At 72.3% G+C, this 22,092-nt stretch carries 18 protein-coding genes and 1 pseudogene; 10 read left to right on the plus strand and 9 right to left on the minus strand.

The window, feature by feature from the left end; all coding sequences use genetic code 11:
• Positions 1 to 10: 10 nt before the first annotated feature.
• The 9 genes and pseudogenes from IH26_RS0129420 to IH26_RS0129460 all read right to left on the minus strand — a co-directional run bounded on the left by IH26_RS0129420 (position 11) and on the right by IH26_RS0129460 (position 13,311).
• Positions 11 to 1,177, minus strand: a complete 1,167-nt coding sequence (locus IH26_RS0129420) for an alkaline phosphatase family protein (RefSeq protein ID WP_030439498.1) — start codon at positions 1,175 to 1,177, stop codon at positions 11 to 13.
• Positions 1,174 to 1,920, minus strand: a complete 747-nt coding sequence (locus IH26_RS0129425; protein ID WP_030439499.1) for a methyltransferase domain-containing protein — start codon at positions 1,918 to 1,920, stop codon at positions 1,174 to 1,176. Before IH26_RS0129425 ends, IH26_RS0129420 begins: the two co-directional genes overlap by 4 nt.
• A 48-nt stretch (positions 1,921 to 1,968) precedes the next feature.
• Entirely contained in the window at positions 1,969 to 2,373 is a 405-nt protein-coding gene (locus IH26_RS0129430; RefSeq protein WP_030439500.1) for an SSI family serine proteinase inhibitor, read from the minus strand.
• A gap of 34 nt (positions 2,374 to 2,407) precedes the next feature.
• Positions 2,408 to 5,800, minus strand: coding sequence for an error-prone DNA polymerase (locus IH26_RS0129435; protein WP_030439501.1), 3,393 nt, complete (start codon positions 5,798 to 5,800; stop codon positions 2,408 to 2,410).
• Between the two features lie 16 nt (positions 5,801 to 5,816).
• On the minus strand, positions 5,817 to 7,673 hold the full coding sequence (locus IH26_RS0129440) for a DNA polymerase Y family protein (RefSeq protein WP_030439502.1): 1,857 nt from the start codon (positions 7,671 to 7,673) through the stop codon (positions 5,817 to 5,819).
• Between the two features lie 241 nt (positions 7,674 to 7,914).
• Positions 7,915 to 8,556, minus strand: a pseudogene (locus IH26_RS0129445) (hypothetical protein); the annotation flags it as partial.
• Positions 8,557 to 9,527: 971 nt separating this feature from the next.
• Entirely contained in the window at positions 9,528 to 9,929 is a 402-nt protein-coding gene (locus IH26_RS0129450; protein WP_211268775.1) for an SAV_6107 family HEPN domain-containing protein, read from the minus strand.
• Positions 9,930 to 10,438: 509 nt separating this feature from the next.
• Positions 10,439 to 11,320 (minus strand): bifunctional helix-turn-helix transcriptional regulator/GNAT family N-acetyltransferase, encoded by an 882-nt coding sequence (locus tag IH26_RS0129455; protein ID WP_030439505.1) that lies wholly within the window; start codon positions 11,318 to 11,320, stop codon positions 10,439 to 10,441.
• 32 nt (positions 11,321 to 11,352) lie between these two features.
• Positions 11,353 to 13,311: an APC family permease gene (locus tag IH26_RS0129460; protein ID WP_030439506.1), complete on the minus strand. Its 1,959-nt coding sequence runs from the start codon at positions 13,309 to 13,311 to the stop codon at positions 11,353 to 11,355.
• Positions 13,312 to 13,393: 82 nt separating this feature from the next.
• Between IH26_RS0129460 and IH26_RS0129465 the strand changes: the two genes are divergently transcribed.
• The 10 genes from IH26_RS0129465 to IH26_RS0129510 are packed head-to-tail and all read left to right on the plus strand — an operon-like array spanning position 13,394 to position 22,092.
• The gene (locus IH26_RS0129465) at positions 13,394 to 14,230 is read left to right on the plus strand and encodes an SDR family NAD(P)-dependent oxidoreductase (protein WP_030439507.1); all 837 of its coding nucleotides are present in this window, start codon (positions 13,394 to 13,396) and stop codon (positions 14,228 to 14,230) included.
• 10 nt (positions 14,231 to 14,240) lie between these two features.
• Positions 14,241 to 15,242 carry an aldo/keto reductase gene (locus tag IH26_RS0129470; RefSeq protein WP_030439508.1) on the plus strand — a complete coding sequence of 334 codons (1,002 nt, stop codon included), beginning with the start codon at positions 14,241 to 14,243 and terminating at the stop codon, positions 15,240 to 15,242.
• Positions 15,243 to 15,247: 5 nt separating this feature from the next.
• The gene (locus tag IH26_RS0129475; protein ID WP_030439509.1) at positions 15,248 to 15,721 is read left to right on the plus strand and encodes a YbaK/EbsC family protein; all 474 of its coding nucleotides are present in this window, start codon (positions 15,248 to 15,250) and stop codon (positions 15,719 to 15,721) included.
• Between the two features lie 6 nt (positions 15,722 to 15,727).
• Entirely contained in the window at positions 15,728 to 16,378 is a 651-nt protein-coding gene (locus IH26_RS0129480; RefSeq protein WP_030439510.1) for a hypothetical protein, read from the plus strand.
• 2 nt (positions 16,379 to 16,380) lie between these two features.
• Positions 16,381 to 16,959, plus strand: a complete 579-nt coding sequence (locus IH26_RS0129485) for a GNAT family N-acetyltransferase (RefSeq protein WP_030439511.1) — start codon at positions 16,381 to 16,383, stop codon at positions 16,957 to 16,959.
• Positions 16,956 to 17,702, plus strand: a complete 747-nt coding sequence (locus tag IH26_RS0129490) for a carotenoid biosynthesis protein (RefSeq protein WP_030439512.1) — start codon at positions 16,956 to 16,958, stop codon at positions 17,700 to 17,702. The genes IH26_RS0129485 and IH26_RS0129490 overlap by 4 nt, the downstream gene beginning before the upstream one ends.
• On the plus strand, positions 17,699 to 18,805 hold the full coding sequence (locus IH26_RS0129495) for a glycosyltransferase family 2 protein (protein ID WP_030439513.1): 1,107 nt from the start codon (positions 17,699 to 17,701) through the stop codon (positions 18,803 to 18,805). Before IH26_RS0129490 ends, IH26_RS0129495 begins: the two co-directional genes overlap by 4 nt.
• Positions 18,802 to 20,241, plus strand: a complete 1,440-nt coding sequence (locus IH26_RS0129500) for a phytoene desaturase family protein (protein ID WP_030439514.1) — start codon at positions 18,802 to 18,804, stop codon at positions 20,239 to 20,241. Before IH26_RS0129495 ends, IH26_RS0129500 begins: the two co-directional genes overlap by 4 nt.
• A 31-nt stretch (positions 20,242 to 20,272) precedes the next feature.
• A complete protein-coding gene (locus IH26_RS0129505; protein ID WP_063763762.1) occupies positions 20,273 to 20,860 on the plus strand; it encodes an ArsR/SmtB family transcription factor in 588 nt (195 codons plus the stop codon).
• Positions 20,857 to 22,092, plus strand: coding sequence for an MFS transporter (locus IH26_RS0129510; protein ID WP_051808648.1), 1,236 nt, complete (start codon positions 20,857 to 20,859; stop codon positions 22,090 to 22,092). The genes IH26_RS0129505 and IH26_RS0129510 overlap by 4 nt, the downstream gene beginning before the upstream one ends.

The raw sequence follows: 22,092 nt of genomic DNA on the forward strand, positions 1-22,092 counted from the left end.
AACGTGCAGCTCAGCGCGCGATCAGCAGCGGCACCATCATCTCGGCGGCGGTCACCGACCCGTGGTAGGCGATCAGCTTGCCGACCTGCGGCGGCTCCCACCCGGTGGCCAGCGCGACGACGCGCTCGAGGCAGATCACCACGACCTCCCCGATCCGGTCGACGTGATCGGGGGCGACCGCCCCGAACAACCCGCGCCCGATCGCCTCCTCGCGAGCCAGCACCCAGGCCGACGACCCGAAGACCCCCTGCCAGGCGGCGATCACATCCTCCCGGGCACCCGGCGCGCAATAGAGATACCGAACCCGAGGTTCCCCGGCCACCCCGACGATTCCAGCGGACAAATCCGAATTGTCCGCGAGGTCGAATCGCCCGGAAGCCGGCACATTCAACTGCCCATGATCAGCGATCACCAACAGCGCCGACCGATCCGGCAACCCGTGCACGAGACGATCAAGCAGCACTCCCACCTCGCCCGCCGCGGAACGCCAGCGCGGCGAGTCCACCCCGTCCGCGTGCCCGTAGTGATCGAGGTCGGGGTGATAGCCGTACACGATCCCCGGCCCGGCCGCCAGGGCCGCCAAGATCCCGGCAGCGAGGTCGTCCGCGGAAGGGGCGCCGAGGTAGACGGCCCCTCGATTGGCCGAGACGCTGAGCCCGCTCCCCGCGTACTCCGGCTTGTTGACCACCGTCACCGCCAGCCCCGCCGCCCCGGCCCGCTCGAACTGGGTCGGAATCGGCTGCCACGCCCGCGGATCGGGGTCGTCCTTCCAGAGGATGTGGTTGAGCACCTGCCCGTCCGGCCGCCGCGTCGTGAACCCGAGCACCCCGTGCGCGCCCGGCACCGCCCCGGTCCCCACGGTCACCAGGCTCACCGGCGTCGTGGAGGGAAAACCCGCGGTCAGGCTGCGGCTCCCGGCCGCGAGATCTTTCAAGACTGGTGCGTACGCCGAGGCCACCGGCACCTGATACTCGCCCAGCCCGTCGACGAGCAGCACCGCCACCCGGTCGACCCCGTCCAGCGCCTCGGCCAGTCCCAGCACGTCGACCGCGCCGGGCACGCCCAGCACCGCGCACACGCTCGGCAGCACGTCCGCCAGGCTGCCGCGGCCGTACGCCGGGGGCACCGGGGTCAGCGCGTCGGCCCGCAGGTGGTCGGCCGGGACCTCGGTGATCACGGGCGGCGGGCGAAGAGGTGGAGTTGCGAGGCGATGTCCCGGAACGGGGGCCGGGCGGACAGCGCCAACTCGAGTTCGAGCAGCGCCTGCGGGTCCTCCTCGACGACGGCCGCCGGCAGCAGGTCGGTCAACACCCGTACGCCATGGGTCTCCTCCACCTCGAGGCCCGCCGAGCGCAAGAGATCCGCCGCACTCTCCGCGTCGTAGCGGCGGCGCAGCGTGTCCCGCGCGCCGGCCCGCCCGTCGGGATCGGTGACCAGCGCGGACGCCGACCGGAGGTGCCCGTTGATCGCCCGGCCGAGGACGGCCGCGGCCCGGCCGGCCACCAGCACGCTGACCGCGCCGCCGGGACGCAGCGCCGCGGCGACCGCCGCCACCACGTCGGCCGGCTGATCGACCACCTCGAGCACCGCGTGTGCCAGGATCAGGTCGACGCTCGCCGGCTCGACCAGCCCGGCCAGCGCGTCGCCGTCGCCCTGCACCGCGCGCACCCGCTCGGCCACGCCCGCGTCGGCGGCCCGCCGGGTGAGCGCGGCGAGCGCGTCGGGGCTGGCGTCCACGACGGTGACCCGGTGGCCCGACTGCGCGAGCGGCACCGCGAACCCGCCTGTTCCCCCGCCGACGTCGACCACCGTGAGTTCGCGCCCGGCGTGCCGGTCCAGTTCCCGCCGGAGCACCGCCCAGACGGCGGCGGTGCGAGCGCTGACGAGCGGCCGGGCAGTTCGCGTCGTTCCGGTTTCCACACGGGCAGCGTATCGGCCCGTCGCCCACCGGCTGAGAACGCGGCCGGGTCAGAAGGCGAACAACACCCCAAGCGCACGACGCATCTCGCAACTGTTCCCGTACGTCCGCTGCCAGTTGATCGCGGTCCCGTGCCACTTGCCGGTGATCTCGGCGGTTATCGGCGCATAAATCATCATGCAGGCGCCGTGCCCGGGCTCGATCTTGGCGGGGTCACCGCCGGCCGCGGCCAGTTCGGCGCACGCGTCGGCCGGTTTCGGGTGGCCGCCGCCGGGCGGGTCGCATTCGAGCTTCACGGCCGTCGCGAAGCCGGCCTCCGCCAGGTAGGTCAGGGTCAGGTCGGCTCCCGGGCCCCGGCCGCCACCCCCCGAATAGCCGGGGCCGGGTGAGCCCGCGAAGGCGGGGCTCGCGATGAAGAGGGTGGCCGCGGCCAGGGCGATCGACGTACGCATCATGGATTTGTCCTGATTTTTCCGGTAAAAGGGTAGGTTACCGGAAGTCGCGGGACGCGGGTGTGACCGGCGCGGTGGCCCCCTCGATCCGGTCGGCGACCAGGTTGAGCACGCCCTCGGCCTTCTCCAGCCGGCCCCGCACGATCAGCGCGTTATTGGTCTTCGCCACCCGCCGGTACCGCTGCCACAGGCCGGGCGAGCAGGTCACGTTCAGCATCCCGGTCTCGTCCTCGAGGTTCACGAAGGTCACCCCGCCCGCGGTGGCCGGCCGTTGCCGATGGGTGACGATCCCGCCGACCCGGATCCGGGTGCCGGCCTCCACCCCGCCCAGCTGGGCGATCCGCAGCGCGCCGACCCGGTCCAGCTCGGGCCGGAGGAACTGGGCCGGGTGCGCCTCCGGGGACAGCCCGGTCGCCCACACGTCGGCGACCAGCCGGTCCACGTCGCTCATCCCGGGCAGCATCGGCGCCTCGGCCCCGGACACCGTACCCGGCAATTTGTCTGGCTTGTCCTGTGCGGCCGCGCCGGCCGCCCACAGCGCCTCCCGCCGGGACAGGCCGAAACTCGCGAACGCGTCGGCGGTGGCGAGCGCCTCCAGGTGGGTGGCGGTGCAGCCGGTACGCCGGGAGAGATCCGTCATGCTCCGATACGGACCGTTGGCGCGCCGCTCCTGCTCGATCGACTTGGCCAGCTCGTCCCCCACCGTACGCACGCTGGAAAGCCCTTGGCGGACGGCCGGACCCTGCAGTCCCCAAGCGTGCGGCGGCTCTTCCTTCTCGCTCTGGTGCCGGGTCTCCGGCGTGGTCTCCAGGGTCGCCTTGGCGTCGCTGAGGTTGATGTCCGGCCGGCGCACCTCCACACCGTGCCGGCGGGCGTCGTCCACCAGCGACTGCGGCGAGTAGAAGCCCATCGGCTGCGCGTTCAGCAGCGCGGCGCAGAACGCGGCCGGGTGGTAGCGCTTGAGCCAGGCACTGACGTAGACCAGGTACGCGAAGCTGATCGCGTGGCTCTCCGGGAAGCCGTAGTTCGCGAACGCGCACAGCTTCACGTAGAGGTCGTCGGCCAGGTCCCCGATGATCCCGTTCGCGGCCATCCCCTCGTACAGTCGCTCACGCATTTCCTCCATCCGCTTCACCGAGCGTTTCGAGCCCATCGCCCGGCGCAGCTTGTCCGCCTCGAGCGGGCTGAACCCGGCCGAGTCCATCGCGAGCTGCATCAGCTGCTCCTGGAAGAGCGGCACGCCCAGCGTCTTCTGCAGCGCCCGGGTCATCGTGGGATGCGGCATCTCCCACTTCTCGACGCCGTTCTTACGCCGGATGTACGGGTGCACCGAGCCGCCCTGGATCGGGCCCGGCCGGATCAGCGCCACCTCCACCACCAGGTCGTAGAAGACCCGCGGCTTGAGCCGGGGCAGGGTGGCCATCTGTGCCCGGCTCTCCACCTGGAACACCCCGACCGAGTCGGCCCGGCACAGCATGTCGTAGACCTCGGGGTCGGACGGGCGGATGTCGCCGAAGTCGAGCTTGCCGTCGATCATGTCGAACGCGTAGTGCAGCGCGGACAGCATGCCCAGGCCCAGCAGGTCGAACTTGACCAGGTTGATCGCGGCGCAGTCGTCCTTGTCCCACTGCAGGACGGTGCGCCCGGGCATCCGGCCCCACTCGACCGGGCACACCTCGCTGACCGGGCGGTCGCAGATCACCATGCCGCCGGAGTGGATCCCGAGATGGCGGGGAAAGGTCTGCAGTTCATTGGCGTACGCGACGACCTGCTCCGGAATGTCGTCGATGTCCACGGTGGCCACGTCGCCCCAGCGGTCGATCTGTTTGCTCCACGCGTCCTGCTGCCCGGGTGAGAATCCAAAAGCCTTGGCGATATCCCGTACGGCGGACCGCGGCCGGTAGGAGATGACGTTGGCGACCTGGGCGGTGTGCCGGCGCCCGTGCTTTTCGTAGACATGCTGGATGACCTCTTCCCGGCGATCGGACTCGATGTCCACGTCGATGTCCGGCGGGCCGTCCCGCTCCGGCGCCAGGAACCGCTCGAAGACCAGGTCGTACTCGAAGGCGTCCACATTGGTGATGCCCAGCGCGTAGCAGACCACCGAGTTCGCCGCCGAGCCCCGCCCCTGGCAGTAGATGTCGTTGTCCTTGCAGAACTTGACGATGTCGTAGACGACCAGGAAGTAGCCGGGGAAGTCCAGCTCCTCGATCATCGCCAGCTCGTAGTCGAGCTTCGTGTAGACCTCCGGCACCTCCTCGGGCAGGCCGTACCGGGCCCGGGCGCCGCGCATGGTCAGCTCGCGCAGCCAGCTCATCTCGGTGTGGCCCGCCTCGGGAATCGGGAACGCGGGCAGCTGCGGTGCGACCAGTTGCAGGTCGAAGGCGAGCGCGGCGCCCAGCTCGACGGCGAACTCGACCGCGCCCGGGTAGTCGCCGAACCGGCGGGCCATCTCGGCGCCGCTGCGCAGGTGGGCGGCGCCGGCCGCGGGCAGCCAGCCGTCGATCTCGTCGAGGCTGCGCCGGGCCCGGACCGCGGCGACCGCGGTGGCCAGCCGGCGCCGGGCCGGGGTCGCGTAGTGCACGTTGTTGGTGGCGACGGTTTTCACCCCCCGGCGCCGCGCGAGCTGGTAAAGCACGTCGTTGCGATCACCGTCGTACGGATCGCCGTGGTCGGTCAGCTCGACCACGACGTTGCCGGTCCCGAAGAGGTCGCTCAGCTGGTCGAGTTGGCGGACGGCCGCCTCGATGCCGCCGGTGGCCAGCGCGTGCGGGACCAGACCCTTGCGGCAGCCGGTCAGCACCATGACGTGGTCCTTCAGACGCTCGGCGATCTTGTTGATGGTCCCGTAGTCGGGCTTGCCCTTCTCGCCGCCGGTGAGCTGGCCCTCGCCGATCAGGCTGCCCAGCGTGGCGTAGCCGGCCGCGTCCTTGGCCAGCACCAGCAGGTGTTGCCCCTCGGGGTCGGGCTCGCCGTTCTGCGGTTGGGACAAACCCAGGGACAGCTCGGCCCCGAAGATCGTGGGCAGGTCGAGGTCGCGGGCCGCCTCGGAGAAGCGGACCACGCCGTAGAAGCCGTCGTGGTCGGTGACGGCCAGCCCGGTCAGGCCGAGGCGGGCCGCCTCCTCGGCGAGCTCCTCGGGGTGGCTGGCGCCGTCGAGGAAGCTGAAGTTGGTGTGACAGTGCAGTTCGGCGTACGGGGTGGTCTGCTCTTTTCTGACGATCGCCGGCGCCTGGTAGGGCTGGCGTTTGCGGCTCCATACCGGTGAATCCCCACCGTCCGCGTCGACGGCGAGCGGGTCGACCGCGAACGGCTTGGGCGTCTGCTGGCCGATCTGCCGGATGCCGTCGCCGGTCGGCGGCGTGACCGGCCGGCCGGTCAGCTCGGACTCCAGCTCCTTCCACGACTTCTTCGGGTTGTGAAAGCCCATCCCCTACTCCGTCCCGTCAGTCATAGATGGCCTCCACCGCCCAGTGGCCGCCCTCCAGCGAAAGCAGCAGCGCGCGGCCGTCCTCGAGTCGCACCTGGAAGCGCGCCCGCCGGCGGCCCTCGCCCGCCGCCCACCAGCGCTCGTCGATCGGCCAGGGGCCGGCCCAGCCGCTGATCGGGATGGGGTGTCCACGCTCGACGATCAGGGCGGCGGGGGCGCCGGTCAGTTCGAGGCGGGCGCTGACGCCGACCGGGGTGCCGGTGTCGTCGAGGACCACCGCTGGTGGGGGTTGCGGCGGGACCACCGCGGGGGCGGGTTTGGGGATCCGCCCGGGCCACGGCGGCAGCGCGGCCGGCGGGGTGGTCGGCCGACGCCCTTTGCGGCGCGCGGATGGCACGGTGACCACCGTGAATCCACTCGTCGTACCACCGCCTCCCCTCTGCGTCGGCTTTTCTTCATGCTGGGCGGCTCGAGCCGCTCGGCGGGCCGCCAGGTGGATCACCTCGGCCGAATCCGTGCCCTCCTCCCCCGCACTCGTGTCCTGATTTATCGCCATATCATGGGGTGCGGCGAACAGGTTGAGGACGGGCGCGTCGGAGCGGGCCAGGATCGGGATGGTGGTGACGTCCGGGATGGGCTCGGCGTGCGGGGCGGCGGGCCTGGCCGGTTCCCGTTCGTCGCCCCACGGGACGAAGCGCACCTGGTCGTCGGCCGAGCGTCCGCCACCGAGCACCGCCGTGACCAGCGCCTCCGGCCCGAGCAGGCCCTGCACCCGGCTGAACGCCCGGTGCGCCCGCTCCCGGTCCGCCCCGGCGTCACCCCAGAGCCCCGGCTGGAGTCCGAGGTGGACGATCACCCCGTCCGGCACGAGCCGCAGCCGCACCAGCCCCGCGGTGGGCCGGGCGGGCGCCCCGCGACGCGCCCCGGTGAGCCAGCCGTCCAGCTGCCAGCGCACCCGCTCGGCGATCGCCGCCGAGGTCAGCGTGCCGTCGTGCCGCCAGACCCGGTGCAGTTCCTGGCCGTCCGCGGTGACCGCCTCGATGCCGAGCCGGGTGCAGGCGAGCCCGTGCGCGGCGAGCCGCTCGTGCAGGCGCTCGGCCAGCACCTTGCCGGCGAACGCGGCCACGTCCACCCGCTCCAGCGGCTCGTCGAAGGTGTCGGCGACGTCCAGATCGGGCGGCGGCCGCCGAACCGCGAGCGGCCGATGGTCCCGCCCCGAGGCGAGCCGATGCGCGAGCGCCCCGTCGAACCCGAACCGGCTCAGCACGTCCCCCGCCGGCAGCCGCGCGAAGTCCCCGAGCGTCTTGATCCCCAGCCGCTTGAGCAGGTCGACCAGCTCGGGCCGCTCCAGCGCCGCGATCGGTATCCCGGCCAGGAACGCGGCGGTCCGCCCGGCCGCGACGACCTGCCCCTCCCGAGCGGCCAGCCCCGCCGCGAACACCCCGTCCGCGATCCCCACCTGACTCTCCACCGCACAGGCCTCGGCGATCTGCTCGACGATCCGCTCGGCCGCGGCCTCCTCCCCACCGAAGTACCGGGCCGGCCCGCGCGCGGCGAGCGCACAACTCCCCGGCCGGATCACCTCCACCCCCACCGCGACCTCTTCCACGGCGGCCACCACCGGCTCGAACGCCCGGGCATCCCGCCCCGGGTCATGCTCGACGACAACCAGCCGCGGACACCGGCTCTGCGCCTCCCGCCGCCGCAACCCTTGCCGTACGCCCTCCAGCCGCGCCGCCGCCGAACACGCCACCACCCGGTTCTCCTTGAGCACGACAACCGCCCCGGCCCCATCGACCCCGTCGACGATCTCGGCCGCCACCACCGCCCAGTCCGGACACCAGACCAGAAGCGTCCGTCCCTCCCCACCCACGTCACACCACCGAGAGCCGCTCACGCGCCACCGGCCCGGAAGCGGACCAAACGGTGGCCGGCCGAGCCCTGCGCTTCGGTCGAGAGGTCGCGGCCGGGACCGGACGTGCGGTGGCCGTTGCGGCCGGGGGCTGTTGCGGGAGCTCCGGCGCAGGCTCGGGGACGGACGGGAGGTCGGTCTGGTCGGGGCGGTGGTCCGAAGTGGTGGGTGTGGGCGGGAGGGTGAACGGGCGGACGGTGACCCCCGGCAGCCACATCGTGGCCTCTCGTGGGCGGGCCGCCGCGCCGCGGCCGCGGGCCAGGACGGTCACCTCGCGCCGGCGCAGGCGGCCCCGGCCCGGGCCGAGTCCGTCCCAGCGGCCCTCGGTGACCTGGAGGGTCACGTCGGCGCCGTCCCACGGGCCGAATGGCACCAGCACGCAGCCCCGCTGCCGGGCCCGCGCCACCAGGCGGCTCGCGATCGACGGGGACACGCCGCCGGGCACGGCCACGACCACCACGTCGACGCCGTCGATCAGGGCGGCCACCACGGTCGGCCACTCGGGTCCGGGGTTGGGCACGAGCGCGAGACGGTCGAGGACGATGCCACTCTCGGCGGCGGCGATCGCGCCCAGCGCGGGCACCCCGACCACCGCGCACCAGGACCCGGTACGCGAAGCCTCGGACAGCAACGCGAGCAGCAGCGACGTCCCGCCGCCGGCCGGCTGCGAACGCCCGGTGGCAACCGAGACGGTGCTGCCCCGGCGCAGTCCGCGCCCCGGCAGCAGCCCACTCAACTCGGGCGCCACCGGCAGCACCCGGTGCACGCCCGGCTCCGCCGTCTCACCCGCCGCCCGAACCAACTCGGCAAGGGCGGCCGCACCGCTGATCATGCGTCCCGCCATCACTGCCTCGCTCCGTGTTGCCGCGTTCCCGTGTTGCCGCGTTCCTGTGTTCCCGTGTTGCCGCGTTCCCGTGTTCCCCTGTTCCCGTGTTTGCCGCGTTGCCGCGTTGCCGCGTTGCCGCGTTGCCGTGTTGCCGCGTTCCCGATCCGCACGGGCCAGCAGCCCGTCCGCGTGAGCCGGCCCAACCCAAGGTGAGCGTCACGCTCGCTGGGCCGGCAAAGTGGCGGACGCCCGTGTGGCAAGCAGCCGAACGACAAGCCAGCCCCACAAAAGCCAGCCGAACTGTCCCGGCAGCCCGCACCACGCCGAGCCAACGCGGCAGCCCGCATGCGCCACGCCAGCCGACCCGGCACGCTGCACCCACGACGTCGGCCAGCACGGCAGACAGCCCGCGCCACGCGACCCACGTCACGCAGCAACGCGGCGCAACAGCCCACGCCGCCCGCCCCGCGCCGCCCGGCCCACGCCACCCGCCCCCGCGCCGCCCGCGCCACTCAGCCAACGCGGCAGGCAAACAGCCCGCGCCACGCCACTCGCGCCAGCCAGCCCACGCGGCAGACCTCCAGCGCCACGCAGCCGCACCACGCCGGCCAAAAGCCACGCCACCTGTGCCGCGCCAGGCCAGCCAACAAGCCACCCCACCCGTGCCGCGGCCGGCCAACTCGCCATGTCGCGCGCGCGGCCCCAGTCGACAAGCCGCGCAGCCCGCGCCGCGCAACCACCGCGGCGGGCGCCATGGGCGGCGCCGGCCGACATGGCGGCAACCTGCGCGAAGCGACAATGTGGCGGGCCTGCCGAACCGGCGGGCCAGCCGAACGAGCAAGCCAACCGAACGAGCAAGCCAACCGAACGAGCAAGCCAACCGAACGAGCAAGCCAGCCGAACGAGCAAGCCAGCCGAACAGCGGGGCCCAGGCGCGAACAGATGCCGGAGGCGCTAGCGGGCGGGTCGGTGGGCTTGTGTGGGCTCGGTCAGGCGGCCAAGGGTGGCTGGTAGGCCAGGCCCAGGGACGACTCGACCACGGTGACGAACTGCTCGGCTGCTCTCAGGAGGTCGTCGGCCTCCCGGGGACTCACCACGCGCGGGATGCCGGCCTCGGCCGCGGCGCGCTTGGTGGCGCCCAGGGCGAAATAGCCGGCCCAGTCGGTGAACTCGGGGGCCACCAGGACCAGCAGCGACCAGACGCTCGTCACGCGGCTGCGGCGGGTGGGGGCGGCCGGGCGGGCGCGGGCGGCCAGCACGGCCGCCGCGGCACGCAGGGCGGCCAGATGCGCGGCCGCGTAGCGGAGGCCGTCGGGCCGGGTCAGCGCCGCCTCAGTGAGCCCCTGCCGGGCGATGGCCAGCAGTTGGGCAGGGGTGCGGTGCGGCAGCATGTGCGCCGGGACCGTGGGCGCCTCCGCCTGGACGGCCGCGGTGGGCGCATGTGCCAGGCCGGGCGCCCGTATGAGGGCCGGCGCCGTAGTGCTCGCCATAGGTCTTGTCTCCTCGCGTGTGTCGCATCCGACGTGCCGTGCCGAACCGATCGCTGTCGAACCGATCGCTGCGGAGGAAGACGCAGCGCCCGTGTGGGCGAGCCGGCCGGGCGTGAAGCTTCCCCACACCACACCCGGCCGGACCTTGCCGGCGGGTCCGCCGCCCACCACCCGGGGGTCGGGGGGCAGTGGGCGACGGTCCTGCCTTGTCTGAGGGCGCCGGACCCGCGAATGCCCGGAACCTCTCGTGCGGCACTTCGCGGGTGCCACACCCGGGAGCAAAGCCGCGAAACGTCACTCCCGGCGTCATCCCGGACGCCGGAGCCTGGAAGGAAGGCTTCGAACATCCGTTCTAACTACCGAAGACACTAGCACGCCTGTACGACAAAAACGCGCCCGCGGCACCCCGGCTACGGCAAAACCTTTTCGAAGGCGAGCTGGTTGTACCCCTTGAGGTCGTAGAGCGGGATCTCCCGGTATCCGTGACTCCGGTACAGCGCCGCAGCCTCGGGCAACGCCGTGTGCGTGCCCAGCCGGAACGTGCGATACCCCTGCTCACCGGCCCGGCTCTCCAGCTCCGAGAGCAGCCGCCGGCCGAGCCCCAGCCCTCGGCAGGACTGACTTATCCAGACATGCCGAATTTCTGCCACAGAACCAGGCTCACCGGCGAGCGGCTGCCAGATCCCGCACCCGATCGGCGCGGACTCCTCCATCGCCACCAGGAACTCGCCCCCGGTGACCGCCAGCTCCCCCGGCCGCAGCAGCGCGCTCTCCGAATACCCGGAGGGAAACCGCCCGTCGAGCTCGGCCGCATACTCCCGCAGGCAGAACCGCGCGGCGGGCGAGTCGTCGGGAATCGCCGAGATCTCCACGGTCGCCATCCGCAGCAGCCGCCGCACCTGCTCCTGCGCCGCCACCAGCCGGTCGCGCTGGCCGGCCGTGAGCTGCCCGAGCAGCGCCCCCACGCTCTCCCGGGCCCGCACGTCGAGCTCGTCCCGAGCGTCGAGCCCGGCCGTGGTCAGCGCCGCGACCCGCACCCGGCCGTCCTGCGGGTGCGGCCGCACCTCCACCAGCCCCTGGTCGGCGAGCGACCGCAGCATCCGGCTCACGAACCCCGAGTCGAGCCCGAGCCGGCGGCGCAGCTCGCGCACGTCGACCCCGTCCGGCCCGATCTCGAAGAGCAGCCGGGACTCGCTCCACGGCCGGGACAACCCGAGGTAGTGATCGCCCAGCACCCCGAGGCGCCGCGTGTAGTACCGGTTGAAGTCGCGTACGAGCTCGATCTGGTCCACGCCTCCATAATCTCTGACTACGGTCAGAGAATCTAGACTCCGCCCACGTGAATCACCGGCCGACGGGACGGATCGGGCTCGCTCTGGCGGATGATCTCGCGCACCACCGGCGCCGTGTCGCCGCGGCCGAGCAGCAGATACCGGAACAGGTGCGCCAGCGGGCTGCCCTCGGCCCACGCGAAGTAGCAGTGCGGGATCACGCCGGTCGCGTCGCGCAGGGCGAGCAGCACCGCGGCGATCGCGTTCGGCGCGGCCGGGCTCTGCACCCGCAGCACCCGGTGGCCGTCGACCGCCACCCCGCGCACCTCGAGCACCTCGCTGAACTTCGACGGGTCGACCACATCCACCTCGAGGAACAGCACGTCGTGCCGGCCGGGCACCGGGTTCGTCCGGCGCTGCTCGCTCTCCTTGGACGCATACTCCGCCCCGTCGCCGCGCTGCCGCCGGTTGGTCACGATGTCCAGCTCGCCGTCGTTGACGATCGAGTCGGCGATGTACCGGCGGGCCGGCTCGTCCAGCTCTATCCGCTCGGCGCGCAGCTCCGTCGTCCGGCTGACCCGGGACACCAGCGAGACCAGGATGATGCCGGCCACGAACACCGCGGAGATGGCGATGCCGTCGGGTTTCTCGATGATGTTGTCGCCCAGCGCGTACAGCAGGATCAGGGTGAGGATCGCGAAGCCGACGGTGGCTCCCCGCTGTTTCGCCCGAAGGGCGGAGATCGTGACCGCGACCGCCCCGGAGACCATCATCGCCAGGATGCCGGTGGCATACGCGCCGGCCTGCGCGTCCACATCGGCCTGGAAGACCAGCGTGATGCCGATGCTGATCGCGGTGTAGACCAGCACGACCGGGCGCACCGCCCGGCCCCACTCGGGTGCCATGCCGTAGCCGGGCAGGTAGCGGGGCACGATGTTGATCAGGCCGGCCATCGCCGAGGCGCCCGCGAACCAGAGGATCAGGATGCTGCTGATGTCGTAGACGGTGCCGAAGCCCTCGCCGAGCTTGGCGTGCGCGAGGTAGGCCAGGGCCCGCCCGTTCGCCTGGCCGCCCGGCTGGAACTGCTCCTTCGGGATCAGCACGGTGGTGACGAAGCTGGTTGCGATCAGGTAGACGCTCATGATCAGCGCGGCCGTGGTGAGCAGCTTGCGGGTGTTGCGGATGCGCTCCTCCTGGTTGCCCGCCTTGATCAGCGGCATCATGCTGACCCCGGTCTCGAAGCCGGACAGGCCCAGGACCAGGGCCGGGAAGGCCAGGATGGACGGCCCGACGACGCCGAGGAAGCCGCCGCCGGAGGACGTGAGCGCGTCGGTCCAGCGGGACAGCACGCCGGGCGTCGTGAAGACGTCGGCGAGGCCGACCACGGTGATCACCGCATTGAGCGCGAGGAAGACCGCGACCAGCGGGATCGCCACGCCGACCGCCTCGCTGAAGCCGAGCAGGAAGACAAACCCCAAGATCAAGAGCAGGACCACCGTGATGAGTACGGCGTGGCCATGCAGAAAACCCGGTAGATACGGATTTTCCGACATGTGGACGGTGGCGTCGGCCGCCGACAGGGTGATCGTGATGATCCACGACGTGCACACGAAGCCCAGCAGGACCAGCACGAACACCTTGCCCCGCCAGAACGGCAGCAGGTGCTCGAGCATCGCCACCGAGCCCTGACCGTGCGGACTCTCCCGGGCGACCCGCCGATACATCGGCAGCATGCCGAACAGGGTCAGTGCCACGATCAGCAGGGTGGCCAGCGGGGAGAGCGCGCCGGCCGCGAGCGCCGCGATCGCCGGCAGATAGGACAGCGTGGAGAAGTAGTCGACCCCGGTCAGGCACATCACCTTCCACCAGGCCTGCTCGTGGTCGGTCTGCGCGGACTCGGGGCCGACCGGCTGCACCCGGTGGGCGAGCAGCCAGCGGCTGACCCGATGACCCGGCACATGCGGCCGCTCGGGGCTGGCCACCACGGCCGGCACATTGATCTCGGTGCTCATCCACGCTCCACTGGGCCCGGCGACTGACAGGTGCCAGGATGCCCTACGGGTGCGACAAATCGATGAGCGTTGGAGGACACGGATGGACCGGACCGTCGTGATCACGGGGGCGAGCTCGGGCGTCGGCCTCGCGGCCGCCGAGCAACTGGCCGCCCAGGGCGACCAGGTCGTGGTGATCGGCCGCAACGCCGACCGCCTGGCGGCGGCCGTGGCCAAGGTCAGGACCGCGGGCAACGGGCGCGAGCCGGGACAGTTCCGCGCCGATTTCGAAGATCTCGACGACGTACGCGCGCTCGCCGCCCACCTGCTCGAGACGTACCCGAGCATCGACGTCCTGGCGAACAACGCCGGCGGCATCATCGCCGGGTACCGGCGGACCAAGGACGGCTACGAGGCCACCATGCAGGGCAATCACCTCGCCCCGTTCCTGCTGACCAACCTGCTGCGCGAGCGGCTGACCGGCAAGCGGGTGGTGAACACGGCCTCGGACGCGCACAGCTCCGGCGCGCCCGACCCGGACGACCTGGTCGGCGAGCCGGCGAACTACCGCGCGTTCCGCGCCTACGGCGCCACCAAGTCGGCCAACATCCTGTTCGCCGCCGAGGCACACCGCCGCTGGCCGGACGTGACCAGCGTCTCTTTCCACCCGGGCGTGGTGCGTACCAACTTCGGCTACGGCCGGGCGATGCGGCTCTTCTACAAGTACGCCCCGTTCCTGGTCTCGCCGGAGAAGGCCGGCGCGCTGCTGGCCTGGCTGATCACCGCGCCCGAGGACGAGCTGGTCAACGGCGGCTACTACGTCGGCCACCGGGTGCGGCAGCCGCGGCCGCACGCTGCCGACCCGGCGCTCGCCGCCCGGCTCTGGGACGCCAGCGCCGAGGCCGTCGGCTTGGGAAAAACCGGTGGCGCCGAGGGGTAGAACGGACGGTATGAGATACCGGACCCTCGGCACCAGCGGCCTGCGCGTGTCCGAACTGATCCTCGGCGCGATGACCTTCGGCGAGCAGGGCGGCGTCGGCGCGCCGATCGAGGAGTGTCGCAAGATCGTCGATGCGTACGCCGAGGCCGGCGGCAACGCGATCGACACCGCGATCAACTACCGGGAGGGGCGCAGCGAGGAGATCCTCGGCGAGCTGCTGGCCGGCCGCCGCGAGTCGTTCGTGCTGTCCACCAAGTACACGACCAGCCGGAACGTGGACGACGCGAACGCCGGCGGCAACGCCCGGAAGAACCTGCGCCACTCCCTCGAGACCAGCCTGCGCCGGCTGCGCACCGACTACCTGGATCTGTATTGGGTGCATGTCTGGGACGCGTCGACCCCGATCGAGGAGACGATGCGGGCGCTGGACGACGCCGTACGGTCGGGAAAGGTCCTTTATGTTGGTATTTCCGACGCGCCGGCGTGGGTGGTCGCCCGCGGTCAGACGCTCGCGGAGTGGCACGGGTGGAACCCGCTGACCGCGCTCCAGGTGCCCTACAACGTGATCGACCGGGACATCGAGCGGGAGTTGCTGCCGATGGCCGAGTCGCTGGGCCTGGGGGTGACCGCTTGGAGCCCGCTAGCCGGAGGCATCTTGTCCGGAAAATACAGTAAAAATCTGACGGGCCCGACGCGGCACGACGCGGCGACGCTCAACGATCAGCAGCGCGCCGCGGCCGAAGCGGTGGAATCCGTCGCCGACGAGATCGGCGCCACCCCGTCGCAGGTCGCCATCGCCTGGACGGTCGCGCGCTCGACGGCGATCGTCCCGATCATCGGCGCCCGCTCGCTCCCCCAGCTCACCGACAACCTGGGCGCGATCGACGTGAAACTCGCCGCCGAGCAGGTCGACCGGCTGACCGCGGCGACCGATTTCCGCCGCGGCTTCCCGCATGACTTCATCGACGGCATTGCCCCGTGGGTGTTCGGCAAGGCCCTGGTTGAAGAATGAACGGCATGGAACAGCATCCGAACGTGGTCGCCGTGCGCGAGGCCCTGGAGGCGGCCGGCGCGCACACCGCCCAGGTCGTGGTCCTGGACGACGCCGTGCACACCGCGGTGGCCGCCGCCGAGGCGCTCGGCGTCGAGGTCGGCCAGATCGCCAACTCGCTGATCTTCGACGCCGAGGGTGAGCCGCTGCTGGTGCTCACCTCGGGCGCGCACCGGGTGGACACCGCCAAGGTCGCGTCCGCGCTGGGCATCGCGAAGCTGCGCCGGGCCACCCCGGAATTCGTCCGCGAGCACACCGGCCAGGCGATCGGCGGGGTCGCCCCGCTCGGCCACCCCAAGCCGGTGCGCACGCTGGTCGACGTCGACCTCGCGCGATACGAGGTGATCTGGGCGGCCGGCGGCGTGCCGCGGGCGGTCTTCCCGATCTCGTACGACGAGCTGGTCCGGGTCACCGCGGGCACGCCCACCGAGGTGGCCTGAGGCCGCATGCCGGTCACGCTGCACGTGTGGCGGGTGCCCCGCCACCGGGTCGGCGCCGCCTGGCTGCGCATCGCCTTCCGTCGCACGCCGCCGGGCGTCCGATTTGTCAAGTTCATGGGCACTGGCGATGGCTTTCAGCCGAAAAATGCGGACCTGACGCGGTACGCGGCGATAACCGTCAGCGACACGCCGGTCGGATACCCGACCTGGGACCGACTCGCGGTCGAGCGCGCCACGGTCGACCTCGAGCCGCTGACCAGCCGCGGCACCTGGTCGGGCAAAACGCCATTCCTCCCGCAACGCCGTGAATCCGGCGGCTTGACGCTCGCGCTGACCCGTGCCCGCTTGCGCCCCACCAGGGCGATGGCGTTCTATCGGGCGATCGCACCGGTGGCCCGCGAGGTCCGGCGAGCCCCCGGGCTGCTGGCCACGTTCGGCATCGGCGAGGCGCCGGTCGGCTGGCAGGGCACGGTCAGCCTGTGGCGGGATGCGGCGGACCTGACCCGGTTCGCGTACCGTCAGCCGGAACACCGTGCGGTGATCGCACGCACCCCGACCGATCGGTGGTACGCCGAGGAGTTGTTCGCCCGGTTCGCGGTTCGCGACCTGACGGGTGACCGGTCGGTGCTGGGGTGGCTGGAGGAGGGGCAGACTTAGGTATGAGGCTCGTTGCGTGGCAGCCGGACGACCTGCTGCGACGGCTCGACGACGTGGTCGCGGTCTACGGCGAGGCGATGGGCTACCGCCAGGAGCTGCTGCAGACCCGGCGCGGCTACATCGGCGCGCACGTCCGGCGGCAGGGTTTCCGAGCCGTCGCCACCCTCACCACCGACGGCCGGCTCGCCGGTTTCGGGTACGGCTACACCTCCGGCCCCGGCCAGTGGTGGCACGACCAGGTGCGCTCGGCGCTCGGCGAGCCGGCCCGCGAGCAGTGGCTGAGCGACTGCTTCGAGGTGGTCGAGCTGCACGTGCGGCCGGCCGCCCAGGGGCACGGGATCGGCGCCCGGCAGCTGCGGGCGCTGCTGGCGATGGCCGACGGCAAGACGGTGCTGCTGTCCACGCCGGAGGCCGACGAGCAGAAGTCCCGGGCGTGGCGGCTGTACCGGCGGTTCGGCTTCGCGGACGTGCTGCGGCACTTCTTCTTCCCGGGCGACGAGCGGGCGTTCGCGATCCTGGGGCGGGAGTTGCCGCTGGCCGAGCGCCCCGCCGAGGACGCACCGGGCATCGTCGGCATTTGACGAAATATCCGGTTTGGGCGGCGCTCGGCGCGCTCATCCTGATCCAGATCTGCTACCCGCTCACGAGCGGCCCCACTCGTGCGGCATTGACCGATTCAGCCGTCCTTATCGGATATATCATCTCAATCGGCCACGCGGCGACGACCCGTGGGGCAAGAGTGGCCCTCGCCCTGATCGGCACTGCCACGCTCGGCGGCTTCGCGGTGGAGGCGATCGGCGTGGCGACCGGCTTCCCGTTCGGCACCTACGACTACTCCGGCCAACTCGGCCCGAAACTCCTCGGCGTCCCGCTGATCATCCCGCTGGCCTGGACCTGGATGGCCTGGCCGGCCTGGCTCGCCGCGCTCCGCCTGGCCCGCTCCACCCCCGCCCGGGTCGCGATCGCCGCCTTCGGGCTCGCCGCCTGGGATCTCTTCCTCGACCCGCAGATGGTCGCCGAGGGCTACTGGCGCTGGCCGGACCCCACCCCCGCGCTGCCCGGCGTCCCCGGCGTGCCGATCGGCAACTACCTGGGCTGGTTCGGGTTCGCCCTGCTCCTGATGGCGGCGCTGACCACGGCCGGCGGCCGCGCCACGAAAACCCCGGACGCCGCCGACGCGCCGATCATCGTGCTCTGGTTCTGGACGTACGCTTCGTCCGTGCTCGCCCACGCGGTGTTCCTGGGGCTCCCGGCCTCCGCGGCCTGGGGCGGGGCGCTGATGGGCCTCGCCGTCCTGCCGCTGGCCGTCCGGGTGCGGCGATGAGCTGGCTCATTCTTCTCCCCTGGCTCGCGCTGACTATGCACGCCGCGGTCAACGCGCGGCTCCTGCGGCGATTGCCCGATTCCGCAGAGGAAACGGGCGAAACGGAGGAAAGGGTCGCCGTCCTTCTTCCGGTGCGCGATGAGGCGGATCGGGTGACGCCCTGCCTCGAGTCGCTGCTGGCCCAGCGCGGCATTCCCCACCTGACCATCTACGTGCTCGACGACGGCTCGACCGACGGGACCGCCGAGCTGGTCCGCTCGCTGGCCGACGACCAGGTCACCCTGATCGCCGGGGCGGCGTTGCCGGCTGGGTGGCTGGGCAAGCCGCACGCGTGCTGGCAACTGGCGACGGCGGCCGCCGATGCCGACATCCTGTCCTTCGTGGACGCGGATGTGGTGCTCGCGCCCGATGCCCTGGCCTCGGCGGTGCGGCTGTTGCGGGAGATCGAGGTGACCCTGCTTTCGCCGTACCCGCAGATCGGCGGAGCCGGACGCCTGCTGCAACCTCTGCTGCAATGGTCTTGGATCACGTTTTTGCCGTTGCGGGCGATGGAGCGCTCGCCGCGACCGTCGCTGGCCGCCGCCGGCGGGCAATGGCTGCTCGCCGACCGCGCGGGGTATCTACGAGCCGGCGGGCATGCTGCCGTGCGCGCCGAGATCCTCGAGGACATCGCGCTCGCCCGGCAGGTGAAACGCGCCGGCGGCCGGATAGCGCTGGCCGACGCGTCCCGCCTCGCGACCTGCCGGATGTACACGTCCTGGTCCGGCCTGACGGCCGGCTACGCCAAGTCGCTGTGGGCGTCCTTCGGCTCCGCTCCGGCCGCGGCGATCGTCGTGGTCACCCTGCTCCTGCTGTACGCGGTGCCGGCCGTCGCCGCACCCGTCCTGGCCGTCACCGGCCACGGGTCCGCGGCGTTGATCGCCCTGACCGCCTACCTGCTGGGCGTGGCCGGCCGCGCGATCTCCGCGGTCGCGACCGGCGGACGCCCCTGGCCCGATTGCCTGGCCCATCCCGTGTCGATAGCGCTGTTCGCCTGGTTGACCGCCCGATCGTTCCGGCTGCGCCGCCGGTCCCGCCTGTCCTGGCGAGGCCGTCCGGTATGAGCCGGATCGTCGTGATCGGCGCGGGGGTGGGCGGGCTGGCCGCCGCGATCCGGCTCGCCCAGGCCGGGCACGACGTCGAGGTGCACGAGCGCTCCGGCGCGGCGGGCGGCAAACTGGGCTGCTACGAGCGGGATGGGTTCCGCTTCGACACCGGGCCGAGCCTGCTGACCCTTCCCCAGGTCTTCGCCGACCTGGAACTGTCCCTCCCACTGGTCCCGCTCGACCCGGTCGTACGGCACTTCTTCCCCGACGGCACGACGCTGGACTCCTCGTCGAGTCATCTCGTCTTCACCGACCGGATCGCGCAGTCGCTGGGCCCGGCCTCCGCCGCCGAGTGGGAACGTTTCTGGCGCCGGGCGGCGCGCATCTGGCGCGCGTCGTGGCGCTCGGTACTGCGTCACCCGGTCACGCCCGCCACCCTGGCAAGCCTCTCCTGGCGGCTGCCCGACCTGGCCGCGATCGCCCCCGGCCGCAGCCTGCGCCACCTGGGCTATCAGTATTTCCGGGACCCACGCCTGCGGATGCTTCTGGACCGGTACGCCACGTACACCGGCACCGATCCCCGCCGGGCGCCGGCCGCGCTGGCCGCCATCCCGTATGCGGAACTGGCCTTCGGTGGCTGGTACCTGTCCGGCGGGCTGACCACGCTGGGGTCGGCGATGGTGGCCCGATGCGAGGCGCTGGGCGTGCGCCTGAACTTCCACTCCGAGGTCACCCGGATCGTCACGTCGGGCGGCCGGGCGACCGGCGTCCGCGCTCGCGGTTTCCACCCGGCCGACGTGGTCGTGTCCGATGTGGACGCCCTCGCCCTCTACCGCGACCTGGTGCCGACCCCGTCCCGCCTGCCGTCCCTGACCGACCGCAGCCTGGCCGGCTTCGTCCTGCTGCTGGGCGTACGCGGCGAGACGCCCGGGCTGGCGCACCACAACGTCTTCTTCCCGCCCTGTTACGACGCGGAGTTCGACGCCATCTTCGGCACGGCATCGCGCCGGGCCCGCCTCGCCGACCACCCCGCGATCTTCGTCACCCGGCCGGCCGACCCCGCGGTCCGCCCGCCCGGCTGCGAGGCGTGGTTCGTCCTGGTCAACGCCCCACGCCACGGCACGGCCTGGTCGGCGATCGACTGGCGCCGCCCCGGCCTGGCCGACGCGTACGGCCGGCATGTCCTTGATCTGCTGGCCCGCCAAGGCGTGGACGTCCGCGACCGCCTGGTGTTCTGGGAAACCCACACGCCCGCCGACCTGGCCGCCGCGACGGCCACCCCGGGCGGCGCCATCTACGGCACCACCGGCGGCCTGCTGCGCCCGCCCAACCAGGGCCCGCTCGCCAACCTGCACCTGGTGGGCGGCTCGGTCCACCCCGGCGGCGGCCTCCCGATGGTCACCCTCTCCGCCGAGATTGCCGCGACCCGGATCGGCCCGGCTCTACCAGGTTGAGAATATTTCTTTGCAAAGATATCTTCTCACTATGGCCGATCGACAACCGCGTGTGCTCTCCGACATCGAGGCGCTCAAGGCCCTCGCTCATCCGCTACGGCAGCAGTTCCTCGCGCGGTTGCAGCAGCGAGGCCCGGCCACCTCGGCCGACCTGTCCGGCGAATTCGACGTGGACCGCGGGGCGGCCAGCTATCACCTGCGGCAATTGGCCCGGTTCGGCTTCGTCGAGGAGGACGCCGAGCGGTCGGCCGGCCGCCGGCGTTACTGGCGCGCCATCCCGCAGGACATGCGGCTGCCCAAGCAACCGGCCGACCCCGACGTCGCAGCGGTCGCCGTCGAGATCGGCCGCCAGTGGCTGGAACGCTCCGAGCAGGACCTGCACGCCTTCCTCGCGAACCGGGAGCGGTACGGCGAGTTCGCCGGCGCCGCGCCGCACTCCTTCGGCGGCACCGCACTCACCGCGGCGGAACTGGCGGAGTTCGGCGAGGAGTACATCGCGTTCCTCAAGCGCTGGCACCGGGAACCAGGCCCCGGCCGGCGACACATCTCCGTGCTGTTCCACGCCTTCCCGACCCCCGACCCGGCGGAGGAGACCCCCGACCCGGCGGAGGAGTCGTGACCGCCGTGGCCGGGGCGACAACCGTGCGGCGCTCGCTGTGGCGCAACACCGATTTCGTCGCGCTGTGGAGCGGCCAGGTCGTCTCCGCGCTCGGTACCCGGATCAGTGCCACCGCGATGCCGCTGCTCGTGCTGGCCACGACCGGTTCGCCGGCCGACGCCGGCCTCGTCGGCGCGGCCGGCACGGCGCCCTTCCTCCTCGCCCACCTACCGGCCGGCCCCCTGGTGGACCGGTGGAACCGCCGGCGGATCCTGCTGACCAGCGAGGTCGCGGCCGGACTGGCGCTCGCCACCGTTCCGGTCGCGATGGCGTTCAACGTGCTCACGGTGGCGCACCTCGCCGTGGTCGCCTTCGTCCAGGGCCTGTGCGCGGTCTTCTTCGGTCTGGCCGAGACCGCCGCCCTGCCGCGGATCGTGCCGGCGGCCCTCCTGCCCACCGCCCTGGCCCAGAACGAGACCCGGGGCCGGGGCGCGGCCCTGGCCGGTGGGCCGCTCGGCGGCCTGCTGTTCGGACTGGATCGTGTCCTGCCCTTCCTGGCCGATGCGGTCTCCTACGCCGTCGCCGCCATTGCGCTGTTGTTCGTCCGCAAGGACCTGCAGGAGGAGCCGACCGCCCCGGCCGAGCCGCTGTGGCGGGCGACCGTCGCGGGACTGCGCTGGATCTGGCGCCACCCGCTGATCCGGGCCGCGATCCTGCTCGTCGCCGCGAGCAACCTGGTCTTCCAGGCCCTCGTCCTGGTCATCGTCGTCCTCGCCCAGCGCCACGGCGCCACCGCCGGCTCCATCGGCGCGATGCTCGGCATCTACTCCGGCGGCGGCCTGGCCGGCGCGCTGGCGGCGAGCCGGGCCTACCGCTACGTCAGCCCCAGGACGGTCATCATCGGGATCAATTGGAGCTGGGCCGCCCTGTTGCCGCTCTTCCTCTGCACCACCGACCCGTTGCTGATCGGCGCGATCGGCGCGGCCACCGCCTTCATCGGACCGCTCTGGAACGTGGTGATCGGGAGCTACGCCGCTCTGCTGGTGCCCAACGACCTGCAGGGCCGGGTCAAAGGCGCGGCGATGACCCTCTCCTGGGGCGTGATGCCCATCGGCTCCCTGGGCGCGGGCCTGCTGCTGACCACCGTGGGCCCGACCGGCGCCGTCCTCGTCCTCGCCGCGATCATGCTGGCGACGGCGGTCGGCGCGACCGTCAGCCCGGCCGTCCGCCACGCCCCGCCGCTGGCGATCTAG

Source organism: Actinoplanes subtropicus (genome assembly GCF_000721705.1).
GTDB classification, from domain to species: Bacteria; Actinomycetota; Actinomycetes; order Mycobacteriales; family Micromonosporaceae; genus Actinoplanes; species Actinoplanes subtropicus.